Source organism: Stenotrophomonas sp. MYb57 (assembly GCF_002966815.1).
Classification (GTDB): domain Bacteria; phylum Pseudomonadota; class Gammaproteobacteria; order Xanthomonadales; family Xanthomonadaceae; genus Stenotrophomonas; species Stenotrophomonas indicatrix.
Genome location: NZ_CP023271.1, coordinates 1469743 through 1495181 on the forward strand (window position 1 = coordinate 1469743; position 25439 = coordinate 1495181).

The following is a 25439-nucleotide window of genomic DNA, read 5'->3' on the forward strand; positions in this document are numbered from 1 at the left end:
ACATAGCCGAGAGCATGTCCAAGAACAGCCAAGTGGGCGGCAGCGTGCAGGTGGCCTTCGGCAATGCCTGGAATGCCGACGGTTACGTCAGTGCCGGCAATGCCGAGGGCAGCTACCAGAGCGTGGTGGCGGCGCAGCCACTGCATATCCAGTTTACGGGGTTAAATAGTATGGCGATGAGCGCAATTTTGTTTCCGTACTGGGATGGTGAGGAATATGTCATCTCAAATGATGAAAAGATTGGCGATGCAGAGCCGGTTACATATGGGCAAGGGTGCGGTGTCGGAGAGATCGCAGCTTGGTTGGATGGAGATTTTGGGTTTCTTGGGGTGGGTAGTGAACAACGCGTGCGGAAGGTATTCGAATCCACAGCCCCCAATGCCGAAGAGGGTGGTTGCGTTCACTATGGAGAAGGGCATGCCGTACTACGCTTCGGAGACCTATTCTTGGTCATCTCTCGGTGGAGCAGGGGCAACTCAGCGCTTTTGACCAAGGCTCAGATTCTATCCGTTCTGGATCTCTATTATTCTTTCCGAAGCGTTAATTTGCGAAGGAAAGAACGCCCGCCCGTTCCATTTGAGTTTGAGTATGACGCGGAGGGTGAAGAGGCTGTTCGTCGGTTTGAAATCGCCGGAGGGGATGTCTCAATGCTTGATAATGATTTCTGAACTCAGCAGCGAGGGCGAAGGCGGGTATGGAGAGTGATATGGAAGTCGGCCTTGTACATGGCAGTGCCTTCGAAGTCGAGGTTCTTGTTGGTCGCAACAGGCCTCATGCGGAGTTGACCGAGGGGCCTGTCTGGAGCAGGGTAGAGTCCGGAGTCAAGTCCGTGTTTGCCAGAGGTGGTTGTGTGAGATTGCGCCTCTTGGTGCCTCCTGGTGGCTACATTCGGAAGATAAGCATGGACGCAAATCCTGGTTGCTACCGGCTGTTTGTATTCACCTCTTCAGAGGATAGGAAGTTCGAAATTCTGGAATGGTGGGAATCAGGAAATGGGGGGGCAAAGGGGGCTTGTAAAGTTTGATGACGATCTGTGGGACGCTCGAAAGGTGAGTCGTGATGTCGATGTTGCGTTAAGTTTGTTTCGAGAGTTTTATACTCAAGGGGATCTCTTCGGCGGGTTTGCTGGCTTCAGGTCATCTTGGGACCCGCAGCGATAGGTTGGGCTAGGATTGGGTGTGCTCCAAGGGAACATTTTAGTTTCTGCAGGACGTCGCCGAGAGCATGTCCAGGAACTGCCAGTGGGGTGGGCGTGTGCAGCTGGCCTTCGTGCAACGCCGATGGCTGCACCAGCGGCAGCACCGGGAAATGGGGCGATAGGATGGATTCTTAGCCGGCAAACGCTGTGGCCCTGTTGACGCAAGGGGTGTGAAGCTGAAACCGTGCATTGCGCGCCGGAAGCTTTGCCAGATGCAAGCAAGGTGCTGGACCGGCAAATGATTGCCGCTGAAGATGTGGTGATTTCTATCAATAGTCAGTGCTCCGGGATTTTTCGCCCGCGCTCAAACGCGTGCATCGAAGGGCTATGACGGCCTTGGACGAGAGGATTAGGCGCAATTGGCTGGAAAGATTGATTTCTACATGGAAGTTGAGGTGGTGGACGCCCGCTTGACCTTCTTTGGAAAGCGTCGCGTTGTGCTTGGTATCAGTAGGGAGGCCGGGATCATCAAAGGCTATGCTGTATGGATTCTGGCTTCTTTCAGATGCTCCTTTCAGATTGGTTTGGACCTCGCCTGAAGGGGATATTTGGACCTGACTCGTGCAATTGTTATGTTGGATGGGGCATCTTGATGAATCTTCTGGAGTTAAGGGTTTCCATTCTTGGTGAGTTGCGGTGAGTGATCAATTATTCGGGTCGTGGGCGGATCGGGATGATCCTGATTGGGTCGTATTTGCATATTTTGATTGGATCTATGGGGCTGGTCTGTTTGTGCAGATGCTGGAGTGTCTGACGAAACGTTGGGGCTTTGGGACCGACGATGTTGACTGCAGTTTTCCTGATTTGAACGGATTTGACGCGGACGATCACTACTGTGGCGTGCAATTTGCATATGGAATTCTGTGCGACCCCAACGTGGTGATTGTCAGTGATGAAGATTTCTCCATCTATTTGTCTATGGCATGCTCCAGGTATGTGAAAGAGAATCCTGAATCTGCTGATCAGGTGCGTTCAATGATGCTTCTCAAAGAGCATGTGTGAATTGTTTGCTAATGGATTATTCAAGTGTCCAGTAACGCGCTAAACCATCGCGGCATTGCTCGCCGCGCCTTCCGCAGCAGCTTCACCCTGGGGGCAACTATCGCCACAGCGAGTCTGGCACTCACTTCACATCCCGCGCTGGCTGCCGAATCCGGCTCCGAGGGCGTCGCCTGGGGCGCAACCCAGGCCCAGCTGAAAGAAGCACTGGGCGAGCGATTGGGTACGCGAGCCTGCCCTGAGGAACAGCAAGAAGAGCCGGAATTGAAACGATACGCCAGAGCCTGCGGCTCTTACATCGAGGATTACACCATCGACGGCATCTCCTTCGTGGCGTTCTTCGGTCTTCGCGGAATCGAGGGGCCGCTGAGCGCTGTCTATCTCGATCGCGCCGCGACGGTAACCAACGAGCAGATCAAGGCAGGTAAAGGTGCGGAATTCAGGTGCAACCGGGTGAAGAAGGTGCTGGCAGAACGGTATGGCCGGCCTGAAAGGGTAAGCGAGACGTCTGCGCGTCCGCGCGATAAACCTGCGGTGCTGCTGACCGAATGGGTGCGTGGTGATACGACGATAACCCTCACTGAGACGATTGTCTCCGAGGCCCGCGGTCAGCAGTACTACCTCAGTGTCGTCTACGCGCCGAAAACCGAAGTGCCGGAAGGTCGCTGACCTTCCTCAGCCTTTCGAACGATTATCAATGGTGTCTTGTTTTTGGATGAAGAATCAGTGCGAATGAAGATCGAGCCCACTTTCGGTAGTGCAGAGGGTGGCGCGGAGCGAGACGCAGACTCGGCCGCTGACGAGTCAAGTGAAAAGAGTGCGCTGGCGATTGTGGTTGGGGACCGGTTCTCCACCTATTGCCATTTCTGGAGGCTGGACGACGCAGCCGGCAGGGCGCCGAGACGGTGGCATTGGCCGGCGTTCCTGTTTTCATCATTGTGGTTCTTCTTCCGACGCATGCCTGTATGGGGCACGATCTGGTTCATCGTTCCGCCTTTGGCGATGACCACGTTCACTCAGATGGGTCTGCCATGGTTCGCGGTAGTCGTCTTCGTGGTCTGCCGCGTGCTTGCCGGAATTCTGGCGAATTCCCTGTACCTGTCTCATTGCCGGAGGATTGCCCGCAAGGTGCTTGCCGGGCATGGAGGCGCGCATCGGCGGCGTGCCGAACTGCAGAAGGCCGGTGGTGTCAGCTACACCGCTCTGGTGATCGCCTTGGCGGTAACGGCCTCACAGAACACCCTGATCAATCTGGCAGTTCGTTCGATGCCGAAGGCAGCGCCCAGGCAGTCTTCACTGCACCTGCCGGCGAACCGGCCGGACCCGGATCTCGAATATGCGGAGAGGGAGGTGTACCAGGAGGAGCTGGGTGCGATCGCGATGACGGCGTGGCCGGCGGGTGTCCCAACGGACAACAATGTCTGCATTGTCGAGCTACGTCTGACGCCACCGGGTACCGTGCTGGATGCCAATGTTCTGGAGCCTTGCACGCTGGACGAAGCACAGTGTGAGATGATGTTGGGCAAAATCAGGCGCACGGACTTTACGATCGAGGGGAAGATGCGGTTCTTCACCCGGCGTACCGTCATCGGCTTGCGTGGCTGATTCCCCGCCACGGGCCTGAGTTCCTCACGGTGAGATTCTGCTTGAACGCATTTATGTTAATGCGGCGTTGTTTCAATAAATGTGCTTAAAGTTTCCCCGGGTCGTGCCGCCACCGATATAGGGCCACGATCAAGGGAATTGAGATGCTCGCCTTACGCAACCTCCGTGTGGGATCCCGGCTTTCCGCCGGCTTCGGTCTGCTATTGCTGTTCATCCTGGCCATTGTCGGCCTGGTGTTGTACGGAAACCATCTGAAGTCCGCCCAGTTCGAGAAAGTGGTGGGCGTGAACATGGTCAAGATGCGGTTGTTGAACGACATGCTCGATACCAACAATGCGGTGCTGATGCATCGTCGCCTGATGGTGATCAAGCGCGGCGAGGAGTTCGACAAGGATTACCAGCGGGCGCAGGAACTGAGCCGCACCTACGACGGTATCTGGGACAAGTACGTCAAGATTCCCCGCGATGCCACCGGAGATACGCTGGTGGCGCAGATCGCGGCGGCACGCAAGGCCACCGACATCTCCACTCAACAATTGCACGAGCGGATGAAGGCCGGCGACTACGACGGTGCAGCCACCGAGCTGCTGGCCGAGCACGGTCTGGCCACGGCCTGGAATGGAGCGATTTCCAGCCTGCTGCGGCACCAGGAAACCCTGACCGAACGCAGCCGTGAGGAATACCGCGCCACGGAAGCGTGGACGGGAACCCTGTCCATCGCTTTTGGTGTGCTCAGCCTGATTCTCGGCGCACTGGCCGCGTGGGCGATCACCCGCAGCCTGACCCGCCCCTTGGCGGGCGCGGTGAAGCTGGCCGATGGCATCGCCAACGGCCGCCTGGACAACGTCATCGATGCTTCGGGCAATGACGAGGTGACCCAGTTGCTGAAGTCCATGCAACGCATGCAGGGGCAGCTGCAGGCGGTGATGGCCGCGCAGGGCGAGATGGCGCGGCAGCACGATGATGGCAGCCTGGGTTATCGCATGGACGAGAGCGCCTTCCCCGGCGACTACGGGCGCATGGTGCATGACACCAACGCGCTGGTGGGCTCGCACGTGCAGGTGCAGAACCGCTTGATCGAGGTGATGAAGCACTACGCACGCGGCGACCTGTCGGTGGACATGGATCGCCTGCCGGGCGAGAAGGCGGCGATCACCCAGGCCATGGACGAGACCAAATCGAGTCTGTCGGCCATCAACGGCGAGATCCGCAGGCTGGCCACGGCCGCGGCCGCGGGCGACTTCAGCCTGCGTGGCGACGAAACACGCTTCGAGCATGATTTCGGCGACATGGTGACCGGGCTGAACCGGTTGATGCAGACCACGGACGAGAACCTGGTGCAGGTGTCGAGCCTGCTACAGGCGATCTCGCGCGGCGATCTGACCGTACGCATGCAGGGCGACTTCCACGGCGTGTTCGCCCGCATGCGCGACGACTGCAACGCGACCGTCGAGCAGCTGACCCAGATCGTCGGCCGCATCCAGGCCAGTGCATCCAGCATCAACCTGGCAGCGGGGGAAATCGCCTCGGGCAATACCGATCTGTCGCGGCGTACCGAGCAGCAGGCGGCCAACCTGGAAGAAACGGCAGCGTCGATGGAGGAGCTGACCTCCACGGTGAAGCAGAACGCCGAACATGCGCGCCAGGCCAACCAGCTGGCGATCGGTGCACATGGGGTGGCCTCACAGGGCGGCGAGGTGGTCGGCCAGGTGGTGACCACCATGAGCGCCATCGAAGCGTCGTCGAAGAAGATCGCCGAGATCATCAGCGTGATCGATGGCATCGCTTTCCAGACCAACATCCTGGCGCTCAACGCCGCCGTGGAAGCGGCACGTGCGGGTGAGCAGGGCAGGGGCTTTGCGGTGGTGGCCAGCGAGGTGCGCACATTGGCACAGCGCTCGGCGGGTGCGGCCAAGGAGATCAAGGGCCTGATCGAGGAGTCGGTGGGCAAGGTGTCCGACGGCTCGGCGCTGGTGCGTCAGGCCGGCACGACGATGGGCGAGATTGTCGCCTCGGTGCAGCGGGTGACCGACATCATGGCGGAGATCTCTGCAGCCTCGCAGGAGCAGAGCTCGGGCATCGAGCAGGTCAACCAGACCGTGATGCAGATGGACGAGACCACCCAGCAGAACGCCGCGCTGGTGGAAGAGGCCAGCGCTGCTGCGCGGTCGATGGAAGAACAGGCAAACCTGCTGGCCGAAGCGGTGTCGGTGTTCCGCACCGGCGCTTCGGTGGCGGCGGCAGCGGTCCGTCCGATGTTGGCAGCGGTCGCTGCAAGCGTGCCGCCGGTGCGTCGCGTGACCGGGGTGCCGCTGCGGAATGCCCCGTCGCTCGCTGCCAACACGGGTGGGTGGGAAGAGTTCTAAGCCGGGTGGGAGACGGCGCCCATCGCGATGCTGGTCGCGATGGGCGCATTTTTGTTTCCTGAACCGATGATGGCCGTTGAGCGCCTGGAGACGTGGATTTCACCTTCAGTTGCCACGTGCAGGCAGACACTTGCGCCATACCGGAGCACAGGAGATGGCCATGAAGACCTCGACCCGATTGATGGTGCTGGGCACCCTGCTGGCGGCCTCGTCCGTTGCTGGCGCACAGAATTACGGCCCGCGTGATGAAGGGCGCAAGTTCAACGATGGCAGCCGCGTGGTCTGCAAGAACGTGGAAGTGCAGCGCAATACCCGCGATCCCAACCGCATCACCGGTACCGCTACGGGCGCCGTGGTCGGTGGCCTGCTGGGCAACCAGGTAGGCGGCGGCAATGGCAAGAAGCTGGCGACTGTCGCCGGTGCCGTGGCAGGCGGTGCAGCTGGGCGGCAGATCCAGGGCAACCATCAGCAGAAGACCGGTGACCGTGTGGTCGAGCGCCGTTGTGAGCGCGTCTATCGCTGATCCCTCCATGCGATAACCCCTTCCACACTGCTGTACCGCGAACGCCGGCCCTGTGCCGGCGTTCTTCGTTTCCGGACCCGTTCCGTGGGGCAGGGCGCATGCCTATACTGCGCCGACCTCCAGGGATGAATCGCCAGTGAACAAGTCGAGCGCTGTAGACCGTCGGGAACCGTCCGATGTTGCTGATGCAATGCCTCGCACGACAGCCAGCTACTCCCGCGTGCGTGACCGCACCGACGAGCTGGAGCTGTTCATTTCCGGCCTGCTCGCCTTCGCACTGCTCGCCGTGCCGGGCTACCTGTTCGATGCGTGGGCGCGCAGCAGCCTGCATACCGAAGGTGTCTATTTCCAGGCGCTGTGGTTCGCCTTCAGCATCGGCGTCGGCATGTGCTACGTGCTGGCGGTGGCCTTGATCATCCACTTGGCCGTGCGCGGCTACTGGATCGGCCTGATCGGCCTGAAATCGCACTTCCCCAACGGTATCGACTGGGATCGGTTGACGATGCTGGGGCCGTTCTCACGCGCGTTCCTGCAGCAGCGCGACGGCGGCCTCGACGGCACCATTGAACGCGCGGACCGGCTTGCCACCATGCTGTTCTCGACCACGCTGTTGTGCGTGCAGACCCTGGCTGGCACGCTGGTGGTAGCCATTGTCTCGCTTGGCGTGGCGATGGCCATCGGCGCCGCCTTCGGCGATGTCGATCGCATCACGCTGGGAATCGTTGCGGTGTTGATGCTCTGTCTGCTCGGTCTGGCGATGGTGCCGATGCTGCTGGAAAAGTCGATCGCGCGGCGTCGCGCGCGGGGCCTGGACACGGCACGGCAGGAGAAGCGACTGCAGTCGGTGCTGGCTGGCCTGCAGCGGGTACCCATGCTGCGCCTGCTGCAGACCATGCAGTGGACCCTGCAGAGCAACCTGCGCGGCCGCTCGTTCACGGTGATCTATATTTCGGCGGTGATGCTGGCGATGGTGCTCGCCGCCCTGCAGGTCTATGGCTCGATGACGTTCTCGCTGTTCAACCGCTACAGCGTGCTGACCGAGGAGGCAGTGAACCACGGCATGCTGGGCGCGCACTACGAATCGCTGCGCTCGGCGCACGACCAGTTGCTGCCTTATCCGATGATTCCGGCCGATACCATCAGTGCATCGCGGTTGCGCCTGTTCATTCCCCATCGCCCGCAGCGTGACAACCCGGTGGCGCGACAGCGCTGCGCCGGTGGTGCACGCAACGAAGCGCAGGGCGCACTGGCCGCGACAGCAGCGGTGAACTGCATGGCCACGCTGTGGACGGTGCAGCTCGACGGCGGCAAGGTCGACCTGCACGATTTCGTGCCGATGGAACGCCGCGACCTGGACATGCGCGGGCTGGTGGGCTATCTCCCGATGGCGGACCTGAAGCCGGGCCGGCATGACCTGCGACTGGTCTGGAACGTGGACGGCGGCGAACGCGGCCCCAGCCGTCGTCGCGAATACAGCATCCCGTTCTGGTACGCGCCAGACCCGTAAAAGGGGACGGAGGGCATTAAGTCGATTTCTCCCTCTCCGTGCCAGCTACGACTTAATCCCCTTCGTCCCGTTTGGGCTGTGCAGACGCCAGAGGGCGAGGCCGCCGTACAGCGCCAGCAGCACGGCCAGGGTGATCAGTTCGTGGCTGACCTCGGCCAGGCTGGCGTCCATCTGGTTAAGGCGCACCATCAGGTTGATGCCGGAGGTGGTCGGCAGCAGTTGCGCCAGCCACACCAGCGGGCGCGGGGTCATCACCGCCGGCCACGACAGGCTGGCCAGGAAGAACAGCGGGATCGAGGTAGCGATGATGTACTGGAAGGCGCGTTCGCGCGTGCGGAAGAAGCTGCCGACGAACAGGCCGAACGCCACCGTGACAGCGATGAACAGGGTGCCGCCGAGCAGCTGGCCGAGCGGGTTGCCGCCACGCGGATAGTCCTGCACCCAGGCGGTGAAGCCGGCGTACCAGAACAGCCCGAACAGCCCGATCAGGCCGAAACCGAGGGCCATGCCGGTCAGGGTAGGCAGGTCGAACTGCAGGCGCCGGCCCAGCACCAGCCGGCGGCCACCGAGCAGCACGCCGATGCCCATCAGCAGCGTCTGGTGCACGATCAGTTCGGCCACGCCGGGGACGATCGCGCTGCCATAGCCTTCCTGCGTGTTGAACAAGGGTCGTTGCACGAGGGTGACCGGTGGTGCCTGTGGCGCGCCCATGAACGCGGCCTGGGTGACAGCCGCTTCACGGCCGAACGCTCCCAGCGCATCGGCCACGCTGCCCAGTACCCAGCTGGCTCGGCCAAGATAGGCGCCGTTGCCGAGCAGCACCAGTTTGGCCGGATGCCCGCGCAGGATGTCGCGTTCCAGGTTGGCCGGGATCAGCACGATACCTTCGGCATGGCCGGCCTCCAGCTGTGCGCGCGCTTCCTGCAGGTCGGCCGGTTGCCCGACCACATGGGCCACGCGCAGCGAATCGAGCTTGCGCAGCAGCTCGCGGCTGGTCGCGCTGTGGTCTTCATCGACCACCAGCACGGGCAGGTTGCCGGCCACCTGATGGCGATAGGCGGCGGGGTAGAAGAACGAGTACAGAATCACCGCGCCGACCATCACCACGATCGCGTAGCGATCGCAGAGCACGGCCAACAGGGTCTGTCGCAGGCTGTGCCAGATCCGGCTCATGCGCCTGCCCCGGCCGGTTGCGCGGCCTGCGGCGTGCGCGCGAACGCCAGCAGGCGCCAGCCGCCGATGCCGCCAGCAACCGCGATCATCAGCAGCAGCGTGGCCAGCGGCCATAGCGATACCGCCAACGGCGAGCCGATGAACTGCTGCTGGGTCTGCAGCTTGATGTAGGCGCTGAGCGGCAGCAGCAGGTGCCAGACGCGGGTGAACAACGGTGCGTCGATCACCGGGAACGTGGCGCTGGAGAACGCCAGCGCGGTGCCGATGCTCAAGCCCACCGCGGACAGGGCGGTGCCCATGTCGCGGGTAACGCCAACGAAGAACAGGGCATAGGCCGCGGTGGCCAGGTAGAACAGCGGCTGTGCGAGCAGCAGCAGAAGCACGCTGCCAGCGATGCCGTCGCCACGCAGCCAGGCCAGGTAGGCCGCGCCCAGCGCGCCGTACAACGAGAACAGCAGCACGTAGGGCAGCACCTTGCCGGCAATGGCCGACCATGGTGCATGGCCCAGCCAGGCGGGCAGGGTACCGTCGCGGATCTCACGGCCGAGGCTGCCGGCCACGGCCAGCGCCAGTACCAGCGACAGTACCGCCGGGAAGATCAGTGGCAGCAGGAACAGCTCGTAGCTGCGCGCCGGATTGAACAGGATGTCCGACTGCACCGCGATGGGGGCGGCACGCAGCTTGCCCGGCCCGACCTGCAGGCCGATGCGTTCGCGCAGCAACCGCGCGTTCCACGCAGAGACCGCGTCGCCGATATCCCGCGCGGCGGACTGGCCGGTGGTCATGTAGGTGGCGTTGTAATAGGAAAACACCGTGCCCTGCCGGCCGCGAAGCGCCTGGCGGGTCACATCGCGCGGCACCAGCACCACCGCGAACACCTCCAGCCGACGCAGCTGCGCGCGCGCCTCATCCATATCGACCGGTTGGCTTGCGATGCGCACGCCGGGGCTGGCGTCGAGCATGCGCAGCAGCAGGCGGCTGTCGCTGCTGTGGTCAAGGTCGACCACGGCAATCGGCACATCGCGCATCACCGATGCGGAGAACATCCAGGCCATCACCACCAGCATCAACAGTGGCAGCACGGTGACCAGCGCCAGGTCCGCACGGCTGCTGCGCAACCGGCGCAGTTCGCGCTGCCATGAGCTGCCGAAGCTGCTGCGGCTGGTGTTCAGTGCTGCGGCCATGCGAACAGCACGCTCATGCCGGGGCGGAAGCCCTCGATGCGGCGTACCGGGCGCACCCGCACTTCGAAGCTGCGCACGTCATAGCCCGATGACTGGCGGGTCGTGCGCCAGGTGGCGTAGTCGCCTGCGGGATTGATGAAGTAGACCTCGAACTCACCGTCCTTGCCGAGTGCCGGCACGCTGCCCTGCAGCTTGCTGCCGACCTTCAGGCCCTGCATCTGCGATTCGCGCAGGTTCATCGACACCCACATGCGGTCGATGTCGACCAGGGTGAACACCGGGTAGCCGGCTGGTACCAGTTCGCCCGGGTCGGCCATGCGCTTGTTGATCTCGCCGGCCACCGGCGCGCGGCCTTCCACTTCAACGCGCGCGGCGTTGACCTCCGCCACCGCGCCCTGGGCCTGCTGCACCTGGCCCTGCGCGGCACGCTTGTCCTGTTCGCGCGCGCCGATCAACGCCATGTCGTACTGGGCGCGTGCGGCGCGGGCCAGTTCGCGCGAGCTGGTGGCCTGGGCCGCCGCTTCATCGCGCTTCTGCCGGGTCATCACCCCTTCGTTGAACAGGTTCTGCACGCGCCGGTAGGTGGCATCGGCAAGGGTCGCACCGGCCTCGGCGCGCTTCCAGTTGGCTTCGGCTGCGCGGATGTCTTCGCTGCGTGCGCCTTCGGCAGCCTTGTCGGCCACCGCCTGCGCCGCAGCCAGTGCGCCATGTGCCTGCTGTTCCTTGGCTGCTACTTCGGGGCTGTCGAGCAGGAACAGCACCTGCCCGGCCTGCACGCGATCGCCCTCGCGGACCTTCAGTTCGGCCACGCGCGCGGTGATCTTGGCCGACACGTTGAGGGTGTCGGCGTCGGCCATGCCCTGGATCTGGTCGGCGGGGCTGCGCCAGGCCAGCCACAGGCCCAGCACCACCGCCACCAGCAGCACCACCAGCAGAATCGGCCCCAGCCGGCGCTTGCCCGGGGGCGTCGTTGCTTCGTCGTGCAACACATCACTCATGATCAATTACCTCGTCTGCACGCCGCCGATGGTCTTCGAAGCGGTCCATCTGTCCACTCACCTCAAGCAACTGCGCCAAGGCGATATCGTATTGGTAGGCGGCCTGCGCACGTTCGACGCGGGCACCGCCAAGACCGAGCCGTGCGTCGATCACGTCCAGCGAGGTGGCCTGGCCTTCGCGGAAGGCCAGCTCCTGCAGGCGCAGGTTCTCGTCGGCCTGGGCGATGCTGCTGTCCAGCAGCACGAACTGCTGGCGTGCGGTTTCCAGCTCGTTCCAGGCCTTGCGCACACCCAGCGCGACCTGGTTCTCGGCCTCGCGCAGGCCGGCCTCGGCCTGTTCCTGCTGCGCGCGTGCCGCACTGATCTGTGCCGGCCGTGAGTTCGGCGACAGGAACGTGTACTTCAGGCCGATGCCGAACGCCCAGTCCGGATCGGTCAGCATTTCGTCGCGGCGCCGGAAGTCGTACTGGCCGAACAGGAATACCGTTGGCTTCAGCTTGGCCTGCTGCACGCGCACGCCCTGTTCGGCCTGCGCCACGATCGCCCGCAGGCGGGCGATCTGCGGCTGCCGTGCCTGCGCGGTGCGCTCGAAGCTGGCGACCGGTTCCAGCGGCGCGCGCTGCACGAACAGCGGCGACAGCGGCTGCACATCGCCGCCACTGCGCAACAGCGTGGCCAGCGCAGCCTTCAGCGTGGCCAGATCATTGAGCGTCTTCTGATACTCGCGCTCGGCCTTGTCGCGGGCGACGGTGGCCTGCAGGCGCTGCGCACGCGTGGCGAAGCCTTCGCGTTCCAGCTTCTCCGCATCGGACAGGTGGCGGTTCAAACCATCGCGCACGTCGCGGCGCACGACCACTGCCTGTTCGGCCAAGCGCTGACCGAAGTAGGCCTGGGCCAGTTGCACGGTCAGCGACTGCCGCTGCGCTTCGCGCTCGGCGCTGGCCTGTTCGCTGGCCGCGCCGGCAGCACGCTGCGCGGCCGGGATCAGGCCGCCGGTGTACAGCGGCAGCACCGCAGTGACCACCGGCCGTGTGCGCCAGTCGCGCTCGGTGAACGACAGCGGTGAGTCGATGCCAAAGGCTTCGGCCACCGGCGCCAGCGAGCCCAGCGGCAGGGTCAGTGTCTTCTGGAACTGCAGCCGCCGCACTTCGCCGGTGATCTCCGGCAGGCGCAGCAGGCGGGTGGCCTCGTGCAGGTCTTCCTTGTTGCGCACGCCGGCATCAGCAGCGGCCAGCGCGTCGGAGACCTGCTCCAGACGCTGCCGCGCCTGTTCCCATTCCAGTGCAGGAGGCGCGCTGGTCTGTGCCGCTGCAGCCAGCGGCAGGCTGGCCAGCAAGGCCAGGCCGGCAGCGCCGAGCGCGCGATGCATCCTTGTCCGTGGGCAGCTCAGGCGCATGCCGTTCCTGTAGTGAAGAAGTGGGCAAACGGTAGTGGTCCGCGCGTGAAGCCGGGGTCTGCGGTGGTCTGGATCATGCTCTTTTCAACGTAGGGTATTGCCCGCGGCGGTACGCAGCGCGTGGGTGATGTGTTGCAACGTGCTCGAACGCACGGCGGCATGCTGCCAGAACAAGGGTACGTCGAGCCAGCGACGCGGTTCCAGCACCACTATCTGTCCGGCCTCTGCCGCTGGCGTGACCAGGGCCTCCGGTGCCAGGCACCAGCCCAGCCCACGCGCGGCAGCATCGACGAAGCCGGTGGAGGAGGGCAGGTAGTGTACGGGCGGTTGCATTCGCGCGCGGGTGAGCCTGCGCAGGAAACGCCATTGCAGTTCATCCTTGCGGTTGAATACGATCATCGGCGCCGAGGCCAATGCTTCGGCCTGCATGCCCGCGCTGAAGTGGCGGCGCGCAAATGCCGGTGAGGCGATGGCGCGGTAGCGCATCGCGCCCAGCGGATGCACGTTGCAACCCTTCAGCGGCCTGCGTTCGGCGGTGACCGCGCCAAGCACGCTGCCAGTGCGCAGCAGTTCCAGGGTGTGGTCCTGGTCGTCCATGCGCAGGTCGAACAGGTAGCCGTGGCGCTGGTGCAGCTCGGCGATGGCGGCGACGAACCAGGTGTCCAGCGAATCGTCGTTGACCGCCAGCGGAATCGGCGTACGGGTGGCATCGCTGCCGCGTTCCGGCAGCAGTTCGGCAAGCGCTTCGGCCTGCAGTGCCTGCATCGGCCGCACCCGCCGCAGCAGCACTTCGCCGGCAGCGGTAGGCCGGCACGGGGACTGGCGCACCACCAGCACTTGGCCCAGCCGGTCCTCAAGCGCCTTGATCCGTTGCGACAACGCCGACGGGCTGATCGACAGGCGGCGTGCGGCGGCCTCGAAGCTGCCTTCTTCGAGCACGGCGGTGAAGGCGCTCAACTGCGGATGTACCAGGTCCACGCGGTGCCTCTTCAGTTTTTCTGCACAGGATAAAGAAAAACCAGCTGGCCTTAACGAGCCCGTTGGTCGCATCCTGCGCCTCTTTTTAAGGTGGAGAGCGTCGGATGTGGATTGCTGCGGCCCTGGCCGGTCTGTTTGCAGGTGCTGGCCTGATCATCGCCATCGGCGCGCAGAACGCCTTCGTGCTGCGCCAGGGGCTGCAGCGCCGCTACGTGGGCATGGTGGTACTGGCCTGCATGGGCGCGGACATCGCGCTGATCCTGGCCGGCGTTGGCGGCATGGGGGCGCTGGTGCTGCAGTGGCCGTTGCTGTTGCAGGTGCTGCGCTTCGGCGGGGCCGCCTTCCTGCTGTGCTATGGACTGCAGGCTGGGCTGCGCGCGTGGCGCGGTGGCAGCGCGCTGGCCGCGGCCGATGCCAGTGGTGGCAGCCGGCGGCAGGTGCTGCTGGCCTGCCTGGCGTTCACCCTGCTCAACCCGCACGTGTACCTGGATACGATGGTGCTGCTGGGCAGCCTGTCCACGCGCTATCCGGGTGACCTGCGTTGGGTGTTCGCAGCGGGCGCCTGCGTGGCCAGCGTGCTCTGGTTCTGCGGGCTGGGGTTCGGCGCACGGTTGCTGCAGCCGGTGTTCCGCAACGCGGCAGCATGGCGGTTGCTGGATGCAGGCGTGGCGGCCTTCATGCTGTGCCTTGCGCTGCTGTTGCTGCTGCGCCCGCTCTAGGCCGCATCCACCACGCACAACGGGGTTTCACCAGGGCGCAGGGTCAGCACGCGCACGCCGCTGCCGGTCACGGCCACGGTGTGCTCGAACTGCGCCGACAGCTTGCCGTCACGGGTATACACCGGCCATTCGTCGGGCTGCTGGCGGATGGCAGGCTTGCCCTGATTGAGCATCGGCTCGATGGTGAACACCATGCCTTCCTGCAGCTCCATGCCGGTGCCGGCATGGCCGTAATGCAGGATCTGCGGTTCCTCGTGCATCTCCTGGCCGATACCGTGGCCGCAGTACTCCTTGACCACGCTGTAGCCGTGGCTGCGGGCGTGGCGGGCAATGGCGTGGCCGATATCGCCCAGGCGCGCGCCGGGCCGCACGGCGGCGATGCCTTTCCACATGGCCTGGTAGGTCACCTGCACCAGCTTGCGCGCGGCGTAGTCGGCATCACCCACAACATACGTGGTGCTGGAATCGGCAATGTAGCCGTTCTTCTCCAGCGTGATGTCGAGGTTGACGATCTGGCCACTACGCAGCACGTCATCGGCCGACGGCATGCCGTGGCAGATGACGTTGTCGATCGAGGCATTGAGCACGTACGGGAACCCGTACTGCCCCTTGCTGGCGGGCCGTGCCTGCAGCTCGTCGACGATCATCCGCTCGACGATGTCGTTGATCTCCAGCGTGCTGCGGCCCTGCAGGGGCAGGGCGTCGAGCATGGCGAAGACCTGCGCCAGCAGTCGTCCGGACTCGGCCAGGCGGTCGATCTCGTCGGGGCGCTTGATCATGGCCATCGGCTCAGGCCCGCCCGGGGGCAAGCAGCTGCGGCTGCACACCGGCGGCGCGCAGTTCACTGGCGACGACGTCCTGGAAGCTCAGGGTCGGGTTCATCTCGCACAGCATGCCGACCCGGATCCAGAACGTGGCCTGGGCGTTGATCGAGCGGTTGGAGACGGTGCAGGCACGGCGCAGCTGGTCGTGCAGGGTGTCATCGATGTTGACGATGCCCATGGGCGTTCTCGATTGGGAATATATGAAGCGTATACGAAGCGTATATTCCCGTTCAAGCGCGTGGCATTCAGCCAGCGTCGGTGGCGAAGCGCAGGCGGTTGCCGTCCGGGTCGACGATCAGCATCTCGCGGCTTCCCCAGTCGGTATCGTGTGGCGGCTGCTCGATGGGTACTCCCGCAGCGCTGAACGCGCGGTGCAGGCCATCGACGTCGGTGACGATGAAATACACCGCACCGCCCACCTCGCAGTCGCCGGTGTGTTCGGTCAGGAAGATCGTCTGGCCTTCGCGGGTGAGCTGGGCGAACAGCGGGAAGCCGGGTTCGAAGCGGTGCTCCCAGTCGACGATGAAGCCCAGGCCCTGCACGTAGAAGGGCAGGCTGGTATCGGCATGGCGCATGCGCAGCTGCGGGATGACGGTCTGGGGCATGGCGGCGGCTCCGGGGGCAGACGTCCAGTGTAGTGCCGGCCGCTGGCCGGCGTCCTCGTGAGCCCGGGAACAATGAGGTTGCCGGCCAACGGCCGGCACTACCCCCGCTCAGCAGGCCATCGGAACGGCGGCCATCGCCGCCAACAGTTCGCGGTTCACCTGCTGGTGCTGCTGCTGCCATGCCGGAAGATCATCGGCGCTGACGTCGGGTTGCCCATCCAGCGATGACAACCAACGCTTGAAACGGCTCTGGTAGTTGGCAAGTGACACCTCGCCGGTGATGTCGCTGCCCACCAGTCCACCGGTGCGCAGGGCCTCGATCACCATCAGTGCGTGTTCAAGCTGGAAGCGGCCCTGGTCCCAGTTGCTGCGCGCAACATCTTCAGCGAACACGTCCTTGTCGATCGACAGGTAGGTCGGTTGAGGGGCCTGCGCCTGTTCGGCGGCGAACGCGGCGACCAGGGCCTCGGGATGGTCGAAGCGGCGGAAGGCAGCTGCCATGCCCACGCGGCTGGCCCAGCCCACATCCACATCCATGCACCAGTAGGTCAGCCGCCGCCCCAGCAGCGGCCGCCAGTGGTTTTCCCACGCATGGCCCAGGCCGATATCGGCGGAGGTGATGCCCAGCACATGCACATGCGATACCTGCGGCAATGCGGCGGCAGCATTGACCCAGGAACCGCAGTGCATGCCGAAGGGAAAGCGCATGTTGTCCGGATGGTTGTCCAGCACCACCAGCTGGAACGGGGCACGCGTGTGCAGGTGCTGCAGCAGCGGCAGGCTGAGATGGTGGAAGTCGCCGCTGCCGAGCATGACCGTGCCGAGCTGTGCCGGCAGCGGTCGAAGAACTTCACCGGCAAAGCGTGACAGCGTGGCGTTGCGGCAGGCAAAGCGCAGCGGGTCATGCCAGTGCTGCAGCGCAAGCGTGCGTGCCTGTGGCAATGGCAGTACGCCACCATCGAGGTCGAGGATCAGCGGCGGACGCAGTTGCATCGGTCAGCCTCCTCCATCCGGCTCAGCCTGCAGGTGCGGGGCCAGCCTGCGCAGGACGGCGCGCAGCAGCGGCGAACGCGCATGCACCGCGTGTACGGAGGAGGTGAAGCGGGCACCCAGTTCGGCCTTGATGCGTGAATCGGTCCAGCCGGCAACGTAGTGGCTGAGGCCGTGCTGCAACGCGTATTCCAGGTTGTGCATCCAGCTGACCGAGTACAGGTTGTGGTCGCGCGACTGCGGATAGGACAGGCCGATGTACTTGTCCACCAGCTTGCCGGCATGCACGTAGCACAGGTTCCAGCCGATCAGCTCGCCGTTGTGGCGGTAAAGGAACAAGCGCCCCTGTCCCTGCGTGTCTGCCAGCAGGTGCTGGAAGAAGGGTAGCTCGAGCCGGTCGAAATGCACGGCGCTCTGTGCATACACCTGCAGGTACAGCGCATGCAGTTCGGCCTGCAGCCGCGGTTCGGCAAGGGCAGGGTCACCGGTGGCGATGCAGTCGATCTGCAGGTTGCTGCGTGAGCGCAGCTTGCGCCGGATGTTCTTGCGACGCGCTGCGGACAGGCGAGCCAGATAGGCGTCGATGCAATCGAAATCGATCGCCACCCATGCCAGCGGCATGCCTTCCAGCGGGATGAAACCGCGTGCTTCCAGCGCCTGCAGGAAGGCGTGGCTGTGTGCGTTGGCGGCATCGTCCAGCAAGGGCGAATTGATCGCCAGATCCTTGACCACCAGCAGCCGGCTGTCACCGACGCCATGGCGCAGCACGTCGTCGGCCAGTGCAGCCGCCGACACATGCGCCGGCAGCGGTGTGTACTCGGTGCTGGTGGCACCGATGAACCGCGTCTGCCAGGTCAGCCACGGCCGCCACAGGCGCGACAGCGGCAGCCCCAGCAGGCGCGAGCGCAGTGCATCGTCCAGGGTTGTGGTCAGATCCAATGGCGCACGGAAACTGGGCAGGCCGCTGGGCAGGCGGCTGGCATCGAACCCCAGGGGAGGGTGGGCCAGGAAGCCCTCCAGCAGCGCGGCCGGTTCCAGCGCGGTGCTGGATACACGCGGGATCATGTCCATGCGGGGCACGGGAACCGGCAGCGCATTCCCGCTCAGCCCTTGGCCTTGGTCAGCAGCTGGTCCAGCAGGGTGATCGCCAGGTCGATCTCTTCGTAGCTGATGTTCAACGAGGGCGCGAAGGTGATCACGTTCTTGTACCAGCCACCCACATCGAGCACGAGGCCCATGCGCTTGCCGTCGTGCAGCAGGTCGCCGGCCAGGCCGATGTCGACCATGCGATCCAGCAGTTCACGGTTCGGGGTGAAGCCATCGGCGGCGCAGATTTCCGCACGCAGTGCCAGGCCGAGGCCATCGACATCGCCGATTTCCGGATGGCGCTTCTGCAGGCCGCGCAGGCCGTCGAGGAAGTAGGCCCCCTTCTCCGGCACGGTGCGCTCGTAGTCCATCTCCTTGCCCAGCTTCAGCACTTCCAGGCCCAGGCGCGTGCCCAGCGGATTGGAGTTGAAGGTGGAGTGGGTGGAGCCCGGCGGGAACACGGTCGGGTTGATCAGCTCTTCGCGCGCCCACAGGCCCGACAACGGGTTGAGGCCATTGGTCAGCGCCTTGCCGAACACCAGCACGTCCGGGGTGACATCGAAGTGTTCGATGGCCCACAGCTTGCCGGTGCGCCAGAAGCCCATCTGGATCTCGTCGACGACCATCAGGATGCCGTACTTGTCCAGCACGCGCTTGAGGCCCTTGAAGAAGTTGCGCGGCGGAATGACGTAGCCGCCGGTGCCCTGGATCGGCTCGACGTAGAACGCGGCGTACTCGGCCTGGCCGACCTTGGGGTCCCACACGCCGTTGTACTCGCTTTCGAACAGGCGCTCGAACTGGTGCACGCAGTGGTCGGAGTACTCGTCCGGGGTCATGCCCTTCGGGCGACGGAACGGATACGGGAACGGGATGAACATCGCGCGTTCGCCGAAATGGCCGTAGCGGCGGCGGTAGCGGTAGCTGGAGGTGATCGACGAGGCGCCGAGGGTGCGGCCGTGGTAGCCGCCTTCGAAGGCGAACATCAGGCTCTTGCCGTTGCGCGCGTTGCGGACGATCTTCAGCGAATCCTCCACCGCCTGCGCACCACCGACGTTGAAGTGCACGCGGCCATCGAGGCCGAACTTCTCGTGCATGTCCACCGCGATGGTCTTGGCCAGCTGCACGCGCGTGGGGTGCAGATACTGGCTGGCGACCTGCGGCAGGGTGTCGATCTGGTCCTTCAGCGCATTGTTCAGGCGCTGGTTGGCGTAACCGAAGTTGCAGGCCGAGTACCACATCTGCAGATCGAGATAGGGGGTTCCGGCGGCATCGAACATGTAGCTGCCTTCGCAGCGCTGGAAGATCTTCGGCGGATCAACGTAGTGCACGGTGTCGCCGAAGGAGCTGTAGCGGGCTTCGTCTGCCAGCAGCTGTGCATCGGTGATGGCGGCATCGGCGTTCTTGTCAAAAATATTCATCGGTTCGGTTCCGGAGAGGGCATTCAAAGGAAGCAACGGGCGGAGCGATCAGGCGGTGGCGAGCAGCCGCGGAAGCGAGGGCTGAAGCAGGCTGCCGTCGAGCAGGCGCGGCAGCAGCGCAGTAGCGTCGTGGAAGGTGTCGATGGCGGCGTGGGGAATGCCGGCGTCGGTGCAATGGGCAATCAGGCGGCGCTTGGCGAACACGAAATCGGCGTGTTCGGACACGCAGAAATCCGAGGCGCCGTCACCGATCATCAGCACGCGGGGAGCTTCGTCAGCACGCGCTTGCGCCGCGCAGGTGCACTTGCAGGTGCCGCTGCGGCAGCCTTCGGCCTGGTACGGAGATTCAAGCTGCCAATGGCCGTCAGACCAGCGCAGGTGGTTGGCCACCACAGGCAGCGGCGGCAGGCCGTGGTTGGCGAGGATGCGATGGATTGCATAGTCCAGGCCGTCGCTGACGATGCGCAGTGGCAGGCCCAACGCCTGCGCGCGTTTGACGAAAGCGGCGAAGCCCGGATCGATCCGTACCTGGTCCAGGTGTGCATCGAGGGTGGCCGGATCAAGCTTCAGCAGGCGGACCTGGCCCTGCATGCATTCACGCGAACCGATCTCGCCCGAGCGCCACTGGTCTTCCAGCTGCTGCCAACCGGGCTGGCCGAAGTTTTCCAGCAGTGAATCGATGACGTCCTCGAGGCTGATGGTGCCATCGAAGTCACACAGGATGCTCCATTGCATGGGCAGCTCCGTCGATGAAGAGAGGCCTTGGCACGATGCCGGCGACGGGGCCAATGTAGGCAGGCCGTCTTTCTCGTTCCTTTCCACCTGAAAGCCCGAACGGAGGCACTCGGGAAGCGTTCAGCCAGTGAGCGCGAAGCAGGCTTTGCTCGCCTTCAGCCTCTACTGGCCAGCCAGTACCTTCACGATCTCGCAGCTGTCTTCGTGGGTCAGCCAGGGGCTGTTGCCCACGGTCAGGGAGCGGGCGGCGAAGTCGCGGGCATTGGGTACGTCCGCGTCTGCGACGACGCCTCGCAGATAGGCATAGTCCGGCAGGGCGTGGATGAACATGCGGCTGACACCCAGGCCGCGCTGCCACAGCGATGAAAGCGCTTTGTCACGCGCACGTTCGCTGGGCAGCAGCAGCATCAGCATCGGCCAGGTGCCAAGAGTGCCAGGCATCCCGTCCACCACTTCAACGGCAGGCAGCGATTCCAGCTGCACGCGCAACTGCAGCGCGCGCAGGCGGGCGGCCTGCAGGAAGGCGGGCAGGCGCTGTGCAGCGTGTGCCCCGACGTTCTGCCGCCAGCGGCTGACGCGATGCTGCGGAATAGCCAACGGAAACACATCACCCACCGCAGCTTCCAGATCGCCACGGCGCAGGGCACGCCGCAGCGGATTTCCATACACCAGCGACAGCAGGGAAGGGCGGTAGCAGGCCGCCAGGCCCAGCAGCTGCAGGCTGCGGGTCAGCTCCCAGCGGGGGTTGAAGGGCGTGTGTCCTGCGGCCTGCTCGATCAATGCCGCACGCAGTTCTTCATCACGTGTCAGCAGCAGGCCGCCCTCATGCAGGCTCAGGCCTTTGCCGGCGGCCAGGCTGAAGAAGCCGATGTCGCCGCGCAGGCCGACGCTGTTGCCGGCCACGCGTGCACCCAGTGCCTGTGCAGCGTCCTCGATCACCCACGCACCGACGCGGTGCGCAATGGCACATGCGCGATCAACATCAGCGATGCGCCCGCCCAGATGCGTGGGAATGATCGCCAGCGTGCGTGCATCGGCTGCGGCGTGCAGCGCGATCGGGTCGAAATCGAAATGGTCGCGGCGGGTATCGCACAGGTGTATGCGCAGGCCGAGGCTGTGCACGGCAATCGGTACCAGCGGACAGGTATAGGCCGGCAGGATCACCGTATCGCGCTGCGGCGCGCGCCTGCGCAGGGTGCGCAGGGCGATCAGCAGGGCATGGGTACCCGAGCAGGTCAGCTGCAGCGGCGGCGTGCCCAGCTGCACGGCCAGAATCGTGCACAGGTCGCCGCCGCCGGGAAGGAAATCGCTGGCCTGCAGGGGCAGCCCAGCGGTGGGAGGCAACTCGCGCGACAGCAGGCTCACGGGGCTGCTTCGGTAACAGCATGCGGATCATCCGCCTCGGCGCGGCCCAGGCAGATGATGCCGGCCACGATCAGCACCGCACCGATCAGGTGATGCAGCGTCAACGGTTCGTGCAGCAGCCACGCCGACAGCAGCAGCACGCTGATCACTTCCAGGTGCGAGGCCGCGAACGCAGGGCCGATCGGCGCGTGCCGCAGCAGGCTCATCCAAGTGAAGAACGCGCCGACGTAACCGAGCATCGCGCCGTATACCCAAGGCTGTGACAGCACGCGCAGCAGCCATGCGCTGTTGGCCTCGACCGGCAGCGCGGCGTCGCCGGCATACTTGAAGCACAGCTGGGCCAGGGTGTCGAAGGCCATCAGCAGCGGGAAGCCGACCAGGTACAGCCGCCTCATGTTCCGGCTCCGACCACGGCAACGCCGGCGCTGACCAGCAGCATGCCGGTCACCCGCAACGGCGTCAGCCGCTCGCGGAACAGGATGCGGCCGGCCACCATCAGCGCGACGATGTTGATCGAGCCGAGCAGCACGCCCTGCGACAACGGCACCAGCGACAGGAAGGCGATCCAGGCGACGAATTCAAGCACGTAGCAGGCGATGCCCAGCCACAGCCAGGGACGGCCGAACATGTGTTTCCAGCGCTGCAGGCCTTCGCCATCCTGCGGGTCGCTGGCGGCAGCCTTGAAGGCCAACTGGCCGCCGGTATCGAGCACCACGTTGACCAGCCACAGCAGCGTCGCAAGCGATCCCATCTCAGGCGACCGCCTGCAGCACGCCCGCACGTTCGCCGATGTCGCTGAAGAAGCGCGCGCTGCGGCGGATCACCTCGCGCCGTTCGCGATCGATGGTGATCATGTGGTAGCTGTCTTCCAGTACAACCAGTTCGGTCGGTCCGCTGACGCGCGAGATCACCAGTTCGGCATTGCCCATGCTGGCCACGTCGTCCTCGCGGGCATGCATCACCAGGCATGGTGCCGTGACCTGATGCAGGTGACGGCGCGTCCAGGCGCTCAGTGCACGCATTTCGGCCAAGGCATGCCACGGGTTGCCTGGCAGGCCGGCAGCGGCACTGTCACCAGAGAGCATGGCGGCGCTGACCTGCGCACGCAGGCGCTCGTCGCGCAGGCCGTACGGCGGCTCTTCCATGAACATGCGGTCGCGGCCGATGCCCAGGCGCTTGAACCACGGCAGCAGGAACGAGAAGCGTGCGACCGCCGGAATGTTCCAGCCGTCGTAGCGGAAGGTGGCGCCGTACACCCCCACGCCGGAGACCCAGTCCGGACGCCGCGCGGCCAGCGCCAGCGCCAGTACCGCCCCCATCGACAGGCCGCCGACGAACAGCTGGTCGACCTTGCCACGCAGGTCCGCCGCCGCGTCTTCCACGCCCTGGTACCACTGTTCCCAGCGGGTCTGCAGCAGGTCTTCGACGCTGCCGCAGTGACCCGGCAGCTGCACGCCATGCACGCTGAAGCCCGCGTTGTTCAGCCCTTTGCCCAGCATGCGCATTTCGGCGGGCGTGCCGGTCAGGCCATGGATCAGCAGGACACCCTGCGGGCCACCGGGAAGAAAGAACTCATGGGATGCAGGCACCAGTCGGCTCCAGCGCGGCAGTCGGGAAGGTCAGCATCGCAAGCGCGATTTTCGGCAACCTTTCAACGGTTCGTCTGGATCAAGGGCCCTTCAGCAACGGTATGGTGATGGACACCTTCAGGCCACCGCCGGGACGGTTGAGGTAGCCCAGGCGTCCGCCCAGGTGCTCGACGGCCTCATGGGCGATGGCCAGGCCCAGGCCGGTGCCGCTGGCTGCAGTGCCGGGCGCACGGAAGAAGCGCTCCCCCAGCCGCGACATCACGTCCTCGGGCACGCCCGGGCCATTGTCTTCGACGTACAGCTCGACATCGTTGTCGTCCAGGGCCTGCACGCCGACGGTGACGGTCGCATCCGCGCCGGCGTAGCGCAGGGCGTTGTCGATAAGATTGTCCAGCGCCTCGTGCAGCAGTGCGCCGTTGCCCAGTATCCGCACCGGCTGCTGCGGACCCAGGTAGCCCAGGTCGATGCCATCGCGGATCGCTTCGGGCACGCGCATGCCCACCCATTGCGGCACCAGCTCGGACACATCCAGCGCCTCCACCGTCTCCGGCACGGTCTGTGCCCGGCTCAACGCCAGCAGCTGGGTGCTGACGCGAGCGGTGCGCTGGTTGAGCCGGCGGATGTTCTGCAGCGCTTCGCGCACGGTCTCTGGATCGCCGTGCGCCAGTGCCTGGTCCACGTGCAGTGCCATGCCCGCCAACGGCGAGCGCAACTGGTGGGCGGCGTCGGCAATGAAGCGGTTCTGCAGCGTGATCATTTCCGCCTGCCGCGCGAACAGGCCATCGATGGTGCTGATCAGGGGCTGGATTTCCTCGGGCACGTCCGCGTCGGAAATCGGTGCCAGCTCGCCGCGGCGCTGGGCCAGGCGCGAGGTCAGCGGGGTCAGGATACGCAGGCCGTGGGTGACGCCGAACCAGACCAGCGCGGCCATTCCCAGCGCCAGCATGGCCATCAGCGGAATGACGATCATCAGGATTTCGCGCGCACGCTGGCGACGGTCGGCCATGCTTTCGGCCACGGTCACTGCCAGCTGGTCCTGCGGATCGTTCATCGCCTGGGTGCAGACCGTCGACATGCGCACCTGCTGGCCGTTCAACTCACCTTCGTACAGCGCCGGGTGCGTGCCGCTGCAGTCCTGCGAGGGCGCATAGGCGCTGAAATCTGCGTTGCCGGCGATGGTGCCCAAGCGGCTGCTGTCGACGTTGAAGTAGCGATGACCGTCGGGGTCGTACTCGATCAGAAAACGTGCCTGCGGAGACAGGTCGCTGCTGACCGGCATCGTGCTGAGCATCTGTGCGAACGACACGGTGTCATCGGTCAGGTTGCGGTCGTGGATGCGGTTGGAGTAGTCCAGCGCCACGTAGTAGGCCAGCAGCGTGTTGAAGGTCAGCAGGCCCAGCATCGGCAACGCCAGGAAGGCGAGCAGGCGCCGGCGCAGGCTGGGCGGTCCGCTGATCACGCGCTGGCGTCTTCCAGCATGTAGCCCAGCCCGCGCACCGTGCGGATGCCCATGCCACCCGGCTGCAGCTTGCGGCGCAGACGGTGCAGGGCGATGTCCAGGCCGTTGTCGGTCAGGTCCTGGCCCCAGTCGCACAAGGCCTCCACCAGCTGCGCGCGCGAGACGATGCGCTCGGCACGCACCGCCAGGGCGGACAGCAGGCCGAATTCGCGCGCGGTCAGTTCCAGCGTCTGCTCGTCTATCCACACACGGTGACCGGTCAGGTCCAGGCGCAGGCGGCCGATGCGCAGGTCGGGGTTGCCGTTGCTGGTGACCCGGCGCAGCTGTGCGCGCACGCGTGCTTCGAATTCGTCCAGCGCGAAGGGCTTGACCAGGTAGTCGTCGGCTCCCAGGTCGAGCACGCGCACGCGCTCGGCCAGGCCATCGCGTGCGGTGACCACCAGCACGGCCAGGCCATCGCCGCGCTGGCGCAACCGCTGCAGCACATCGCGGCCGTCCAGCTGGGGCAGGCCCAGGTCCAGCACCAGCAGCGCGTACTGGGTGGAGTTCAGGGCTGCATCGGCATGCGCGCCGTTGTCCACGTGGTCGACCACGTGGCCCTGCCGGCGCATCGAGGCGCACAGGCCAGAGGCGATGTCCGGGTCGTCTTCTGCGATGAGTACGCGCATGCGCGGGGCTCCTGGGGGCGGATGGGCCGCCCGCTGGACAGGGCGGGCCTCTCG

Annotated in this window: 26 protein-coding genes; 8 read left to right on the forward strand and 18 right to left on the reverse strand. The window is 65.0% G+C overall.

Going from position 1 to position 25439, the window contains the following annotated elements:
* Positions 1-14: 14 nt before the first annotated feature.
* The 7 genes from CLM74_RS06735 to CLM74_RS06765 all read left to right on the forward strand — a co-directional run bounded on the left by CLM74_RS06735 (position 15) and on the right by CLM74_RS06765 (position 8198).
* Positions 15-668, forward strand: coding sequence for a hypothetical protein (locus tag CLM74_RS06735; RefSeq protein ID WP_105163732.1), 654 nt, complete (start codon positions 15-17; stop codon positions 666-668).
* A 1166-nt stretch (positions 669-1834) separates the two neighbouring features.
* Positions 1835-2200, forward strand: coding sequence for a ribonuclease toxin immunity protein CdiI (gene cdiI, locus CLM74_RS06740; RefSeq protein WP_105163733.1), 366 nt, complete (start codon positions 1835-1837; stop codon positions 2198-2200).
* A 24-nt stretch (positions 2201-2224) separates the two neighbouring features.
* Complete coding sequence (locus CLM74_RS06745) at positions 2225-2866, forward strand: hypothetical protein (protein WP_105163734.1); 642 nt, start codon at positions 2225-2227, stop codon at positions 2864-2866.
* A gap of 63 nt (positions 2867-2929) precedes the next feature.
* Positions 2930-3802 carry a DUF2628 domain-containing protein gene (locus CLM74_RS06750; protein WP_234003442.1) on the forward strand — a complete coding sequence of 291 codons (873 nt, stop codon included), beginning with the start codon at positions 2930-2932 and terminating at the stop codon, positions 3800-3802.
* Between the two features lie 143 nt (positions 3803-3945).
* Positions 3946-6168 carry a methyl-accepting chemotaxis protein gene (locus CLM74_RS06755; protein ID WP_105163736.1) on the forward strand — a complete coding sequence of 741 codons (2223 nt, stop codon included), beginning with the start codon at positions 3946-3948 and terminating at the stop codon, positions 6166-6168.
* 154 nt (positions 6169-6322) lie between these two features.
* Positions 6323-6691 (forward strand): glycine zipper 2TM domain-containing protein, encoded by a 369-nt coding sequence (locus CLM74_RS06760; RefSeq protein WP_025873797.1) that lies wholly within the window; start codon positions 6323-6325, stop codon positions 6689-6691.
* A 190-nt stretch (positions 6692-6881) separates the two neighbouring features.
* Entirely contained in the window at positions 6882-8198 is a 1317-nt protein-coding gene (locus CLM74_RS06765) for a hypothetical protein (RefSeq protein ID WP_193601116.1), read from the forward strand.
* A gap of 45 nt (positions 8199-8243) precedes the next feature.
* On the opposite strand, the gene CLM74_RS06770 is transcribed toward CLM74_RS06765, so the two are convergent.
* The 5 genes from CLM74_RS06770 to CLM74_RS06790 all read right to left on the reverse strand — a co-directional run bounded on the left by CLM74_RS06770 (position 8244) and on the right by CLM74_RS06790 (position 13927).
* Positions 8244-9371, reverse strand: a complete 1128-nt coding sequence (locus CLM74_RS06770) for an ABC transporter permease (protein WP_105163737.1) — start codon at positions 9369-9371, stop codon at positions 8244-8246.
* On the reverse strand, positions 9368-10555 hold the full coding sequence (locus tag CLM74_RS06775; RefSeq protein ID WP_059063526.1) for an ABC transporter permease: 1188 nt from the start codon (positions 10553-10555) through the stop codon (positions 9368-9370). The genes CLM74_RS06770 and CLM74_RS06775 overlap by 4 nt, the downstream gene beginning before the upstream one ends.
* Entirely contained in the window at positions 10540-11553 is a 1014-nt protein-coding gene (locus CLM74_RS06780; RefSeq protein WP_105163738.1) for an efflux RND transporter periplasmic adaptor subunit, read from the reverse strand. Before CLM74_RS06780 ends, CLM74_RS06775 begins: the two co-directional genes overlap by 16 nt.
* Positions 11546-12922 (reverse strand): TolC family protein, encoded by a 1377-nt coding sequence (locus CLM74_RS06785; RefSeq protein ID WP_181950189.1) that lies wholly within the window; start codon positions 12920-12922, stop codon positions 11546-11548. Before CLM74_RS06785 ends, CLM74_RS06780 begins: the two co-directional genes overlap by 8 nt.
* Before the next feature lie 111 nt (positions 12923-13033).
* Positions 13034-13927 carry a LysR family transcriptional regulator ArgP gene (locus CLM74_RS06790; protein WP_099783311.1) on the reverse strand — a complete coding sequence of 298 codons (894 nt, stop codon included), beginning with the start codon at positions 13925-13927 and terminating at the stop codon, positions 13034-13036.
* Positions 13928-14031: 104 nt separating this feature from the next.
* Between CLM74_RS06790 and CLM74_RS06795 the strand changes: the two genes are divergently transcribed.
* The gene (locus tag CLM74_RS06795) at positions 14032-14646 is read left to right on the forward strand and encodes a LysE/ArgO family amino acid transporter (protein ID WP_025873790.1); all 615 of its coding nucleotides are present in this window, start codon (positions 14032-14034) and stop codon (positions 14644-14646) included.
* Here the strand turns inward: CLM74_RS06795 and map are convergent.
* From map to CLM74_RS06860, 13 genes are all read right to left on the reverse strand, one after another.
* Complete coding sequence (gene map / locus CLM74_RS06800; RefSeq protein ID WP_105164955.1) at positions 14643-15425, reverse strand: type I methionyl aminopeptidase; 783 nt, start codon at positions 15423-15425, stop codon at positions 14643-14645. The two genes, CLM74_RS06795 and map, sit on opposite strands and share 4 nt — an antisense overlap.
* Before the next feature lie 10 nt (positions 15426-15435).
* Positions 15436-15648, reverse strand: coding sequence for a ParD-like family protein (locus CLM74_RS06805; RefSeq protein WP_025873788.1), 213 nt, complete (start codon positions 15646-15648; stop codon positions 15436-15438).
* A gap of 67 nt (positions 15649-15715) precedes the next feature.
* Positions 15716-16075: a VOC family protein gene (locus tag CLM74_RS06810; protein ID WP_025873787.1), complete on the reverse strand. Its 360-nt coding sequence runs from the start codon at positions 16073-16075 to the stop codon at positions 15716-15718.
* Between the two features lie 108 nt (positions 16076-16183).
* Positions 16184-17068 (reverse strand): arginase family protein, encoded by an 885-nt coding sequence (locus CLM74_RS06815; protein WP_105163739.1) that lies wholly within the window; start codon positions 17066-17068, stop codon positions 16184-16186.
* Positions 17069-17071: 3 nt separating this feature from the next.
* Complete coding sequence (locus CLM74_RS06820; protein ID WP_105163740.1) at positions 17072-18136, reverse strand: GNAT family N-acetyltransferase; 1065 nt, start codon at positions 18134-18136, stop codon at positions 17072-17074.
* A 32-nt stretch (positions 18137-18168) separates the two neighbouring features.
* Positions 18169-19569, reverse strand: a complete 1401-nt coding sequence (locus CLM74_RS06825) for an aminotransferase class III-fold pyridoxal phosphate-dependent enzyme (protein WP_032976023.1) — start codon at positions 19567-19569, stop codon at positions 18169-18171.
* A gap of 48 nt (positions 19570-19617) precedes the next feature.
* Positions 19618-20304, reverse strand: coding sequence for an MtnX-like HAD-IB family phosphatase (locus CLM74_RS06830; RefSeq protein WP_025873783.1), 687 nt, complete (start codon positions 20302-20304; stop codon positions 19618-19620).
* Between the two features lie 162 nt (positions 20305-20466).
* A complete protein-coding gene (locus CLM74_RS06835; RefSeq protein WP_105163741.1) occupies positions 20467-21669 on the reverse strand; it encodes a DegT/DnrJ/EryC1/StrS family aminotransferase in 1203 nt (400 codons plus the stop codon).
* Complete coding sequence (locus CLM74_RS06840) at positions 21666-22064, reverse strand: DMT family transporter (RefSeq protein ID WP_025873781.1); 399 nt, start codon at positions 22062-22064, stop codon at positions 21666-21668. The genes CLM74_RS06835 and CLM74_RS06840 overlap by 4 nt, the downstream gene beginning before the upstream one ends.
* Complete coding sequence (locus tag CLM74_RS06845; RefSeq protein WP_025873780.1) at positions 22061-22420, reverse strand: EamA family transporter; 360 nt, start codon at positions 22418-22420, stop codon at positions 22061-22063. The genes CLM74_RS06840 and CLM74_RS06845 overlap by 4 nt, the downstream gene beginning before the upstream one ends.
* A 1-nt stretch (position 22421) precedes the next feature.
* Positions 22422-23258: an alpha/beta fold hydrolase gene (locus tag CLM74_RS06850; protein WP_033830676.1), complete on the reverse strand. Its 837-nt coding sequence runs from the start codon at positions 23256-23258 to the stop codon at positions 22422-22424.
* A 79-nt stretch (positions 23259-23337) separates the two neighbouring features.
* Positions 23338-24717, reverse strand: a complete 1380-nt coding sequence (locus tag CLM74_RS06855; protein ID WP_025873778.1) for a sensor histidine kinase — start codon at positions 24715-24717, stop codon at positions 23338-23340.
* Positions 24714-25385, reverse strand: coding sequence for a response regulator (locus CLM74_RS06860; RefSeq protein WP_025873777.1), 672 nt, complete (start codon positions 25383-25385; stop codon positions 24714-24716). The genes CLM74_RS06855 and CLM74_RS06860 overlap by 4 nt, the downstream gene beginning before the upstream one ends.
* Positions 25386-25439 lie beyond the last annotated feature (54 nt).

Bases quoted from the DNA above. Each gene is read 5' to 3' on its own strand.
- CLM74_RS06735 (WP_105163732.1), top strand. From the start codon at position 15: ATGTCCAAGAACAGCCAAGTGGGCGGCAGCGTGCAGGTGGCCTTCGGC.
- CLM74_RS06750 (WP_234003442.1), top strand. From the start codon at position 2,930: ATGAAGATCGAGCCCACTTTCGGTAGTGCAGAGGGTGGCGCGGAGCGA.
- CLM74_RS06755 (WP_105163736.1), top strand. From the start codon at position 3,946: ATGCTCGCCTTACGCAACCTCCGTGTGGGATCCCGGCTTTCCGCCGGC.
- CLM74_RS06760 (WP_025873797.1), top strand. From the start codon at position 6,323: ATGGCCATGAAGACCTCGACCCGATTGATGGTGCTGGGCACCCTGCTG.
- CLM74_RS06765 (WP_193601116.1), top strand. From the start codon at position 6,882: ATGCCTCGCACGACAGCCAGCTACTCCCGCGTGCGTGACCGCACCGAC.
- CLM74_RS06770 (WP_105163737.1), bottom strand. From the start codon at position 9,371: ATGAGCCGGATCTGGCACAGCCTGCGACAGACCCTGTTGGCCGTGCTC.
- CLM74_RS06775 (WP_059063526.1), bottom strand. From the start codon at position 10,555: ATGGCCGCAGCACTGAACACCAGCCGCAGCAGCTTCGGCAGCTCATGG.
- CLM74_RS06780 (WP_105163738.1), bottom strand. From the start codon at position 11,553: ATGAGTGATGTGTTGCACGACGAAGCAACGACGCCCCCGGGCAAGCGC.
- CLM74_RS06785 (WP_181950189.1), bottom strand. From the start codon at position 12,922: ATGCATCGCGCGCTCGGCGCTGCCGGCCTGGCCTTGCTGGCCAGCCTG.
- CLM74_RS06795 (WP_025873790.1), top strand. From the start codon at position 14,032: ATGTGGATTGCTGCGGCCCTGGCCGGTCTGTTTGCAGGTGCTGGCCTG.
- map (WP_105164955.1), bottom strand. From the start codon at position 15,425: ATGATCAAGCGCCCCGACGAGATCGACCGCCTGGCCGAGTCCGGACGA.
- CLM74_RS06805 (WP_025873788.1), bottom strand. From the start codon at position 15,648: ATGGGCATCGTCAACATCGATGACACCCTGCACGACCAGCTGCGCCGT.
- CLM74_RS06810 (WP_025873787.1), bottom strand. From the start codon at position 16,075: ATGCCCCAGACCGTCATCCCGCAGCTGCGCATGCGCCATGCCGATACC.
- CLM74_RS06815 (WP_105163739.1), bottom strand. From the start codon at position 17,068: ATGCAACTGCGTCCGCCGCTGATCCTCGACCTCGATGGTGGCGTACTG.
- CLM74_RS06820 (WP_105163740.1), bottom strand. From the start codon at position 18,136: ATGGACATGATCCCGCGTGTATCCAGCACCGCGCTGGAACCGGCCGCG.
- CLM74_RS06825 (WP_032976023.1), bottom strand. From the start codon at position 19,569: ATGAATATTTTTGACAAGAACGCCGATGCCGCCATCACCGATGCACAG.
- CLM74_RS06830 (WP_025873783.1), bottom strand. From the start codon at position 20,304: ATGCAATGGAGCATCCTGTGTGACTTCGATGGCACCATCAGCCTCGAG.
- CLM74_RS06840 (WP_025873781.1), bottom strand. From the start codon at position 22,064: ATGAGGCGGCTGTACCTGGTCGGCTTCCCGCTGCTGATGGCCTTCGAC.
- CLM74_RS06845 (WP_025873780.1), bottom strand. From the start codon at position 22,420: ATGGGATCGCTTGCGACGCTGCTGTGGCTGGTCAACGTGGTGCTCGAT.
- CLM74_RS06860 (WP_025873777.1), bottom strand. From the start codon at position 25,385: ATGCGCGTACTCATCGCAGAAGACGACCCGGACATCGCCTCTGGCCTG.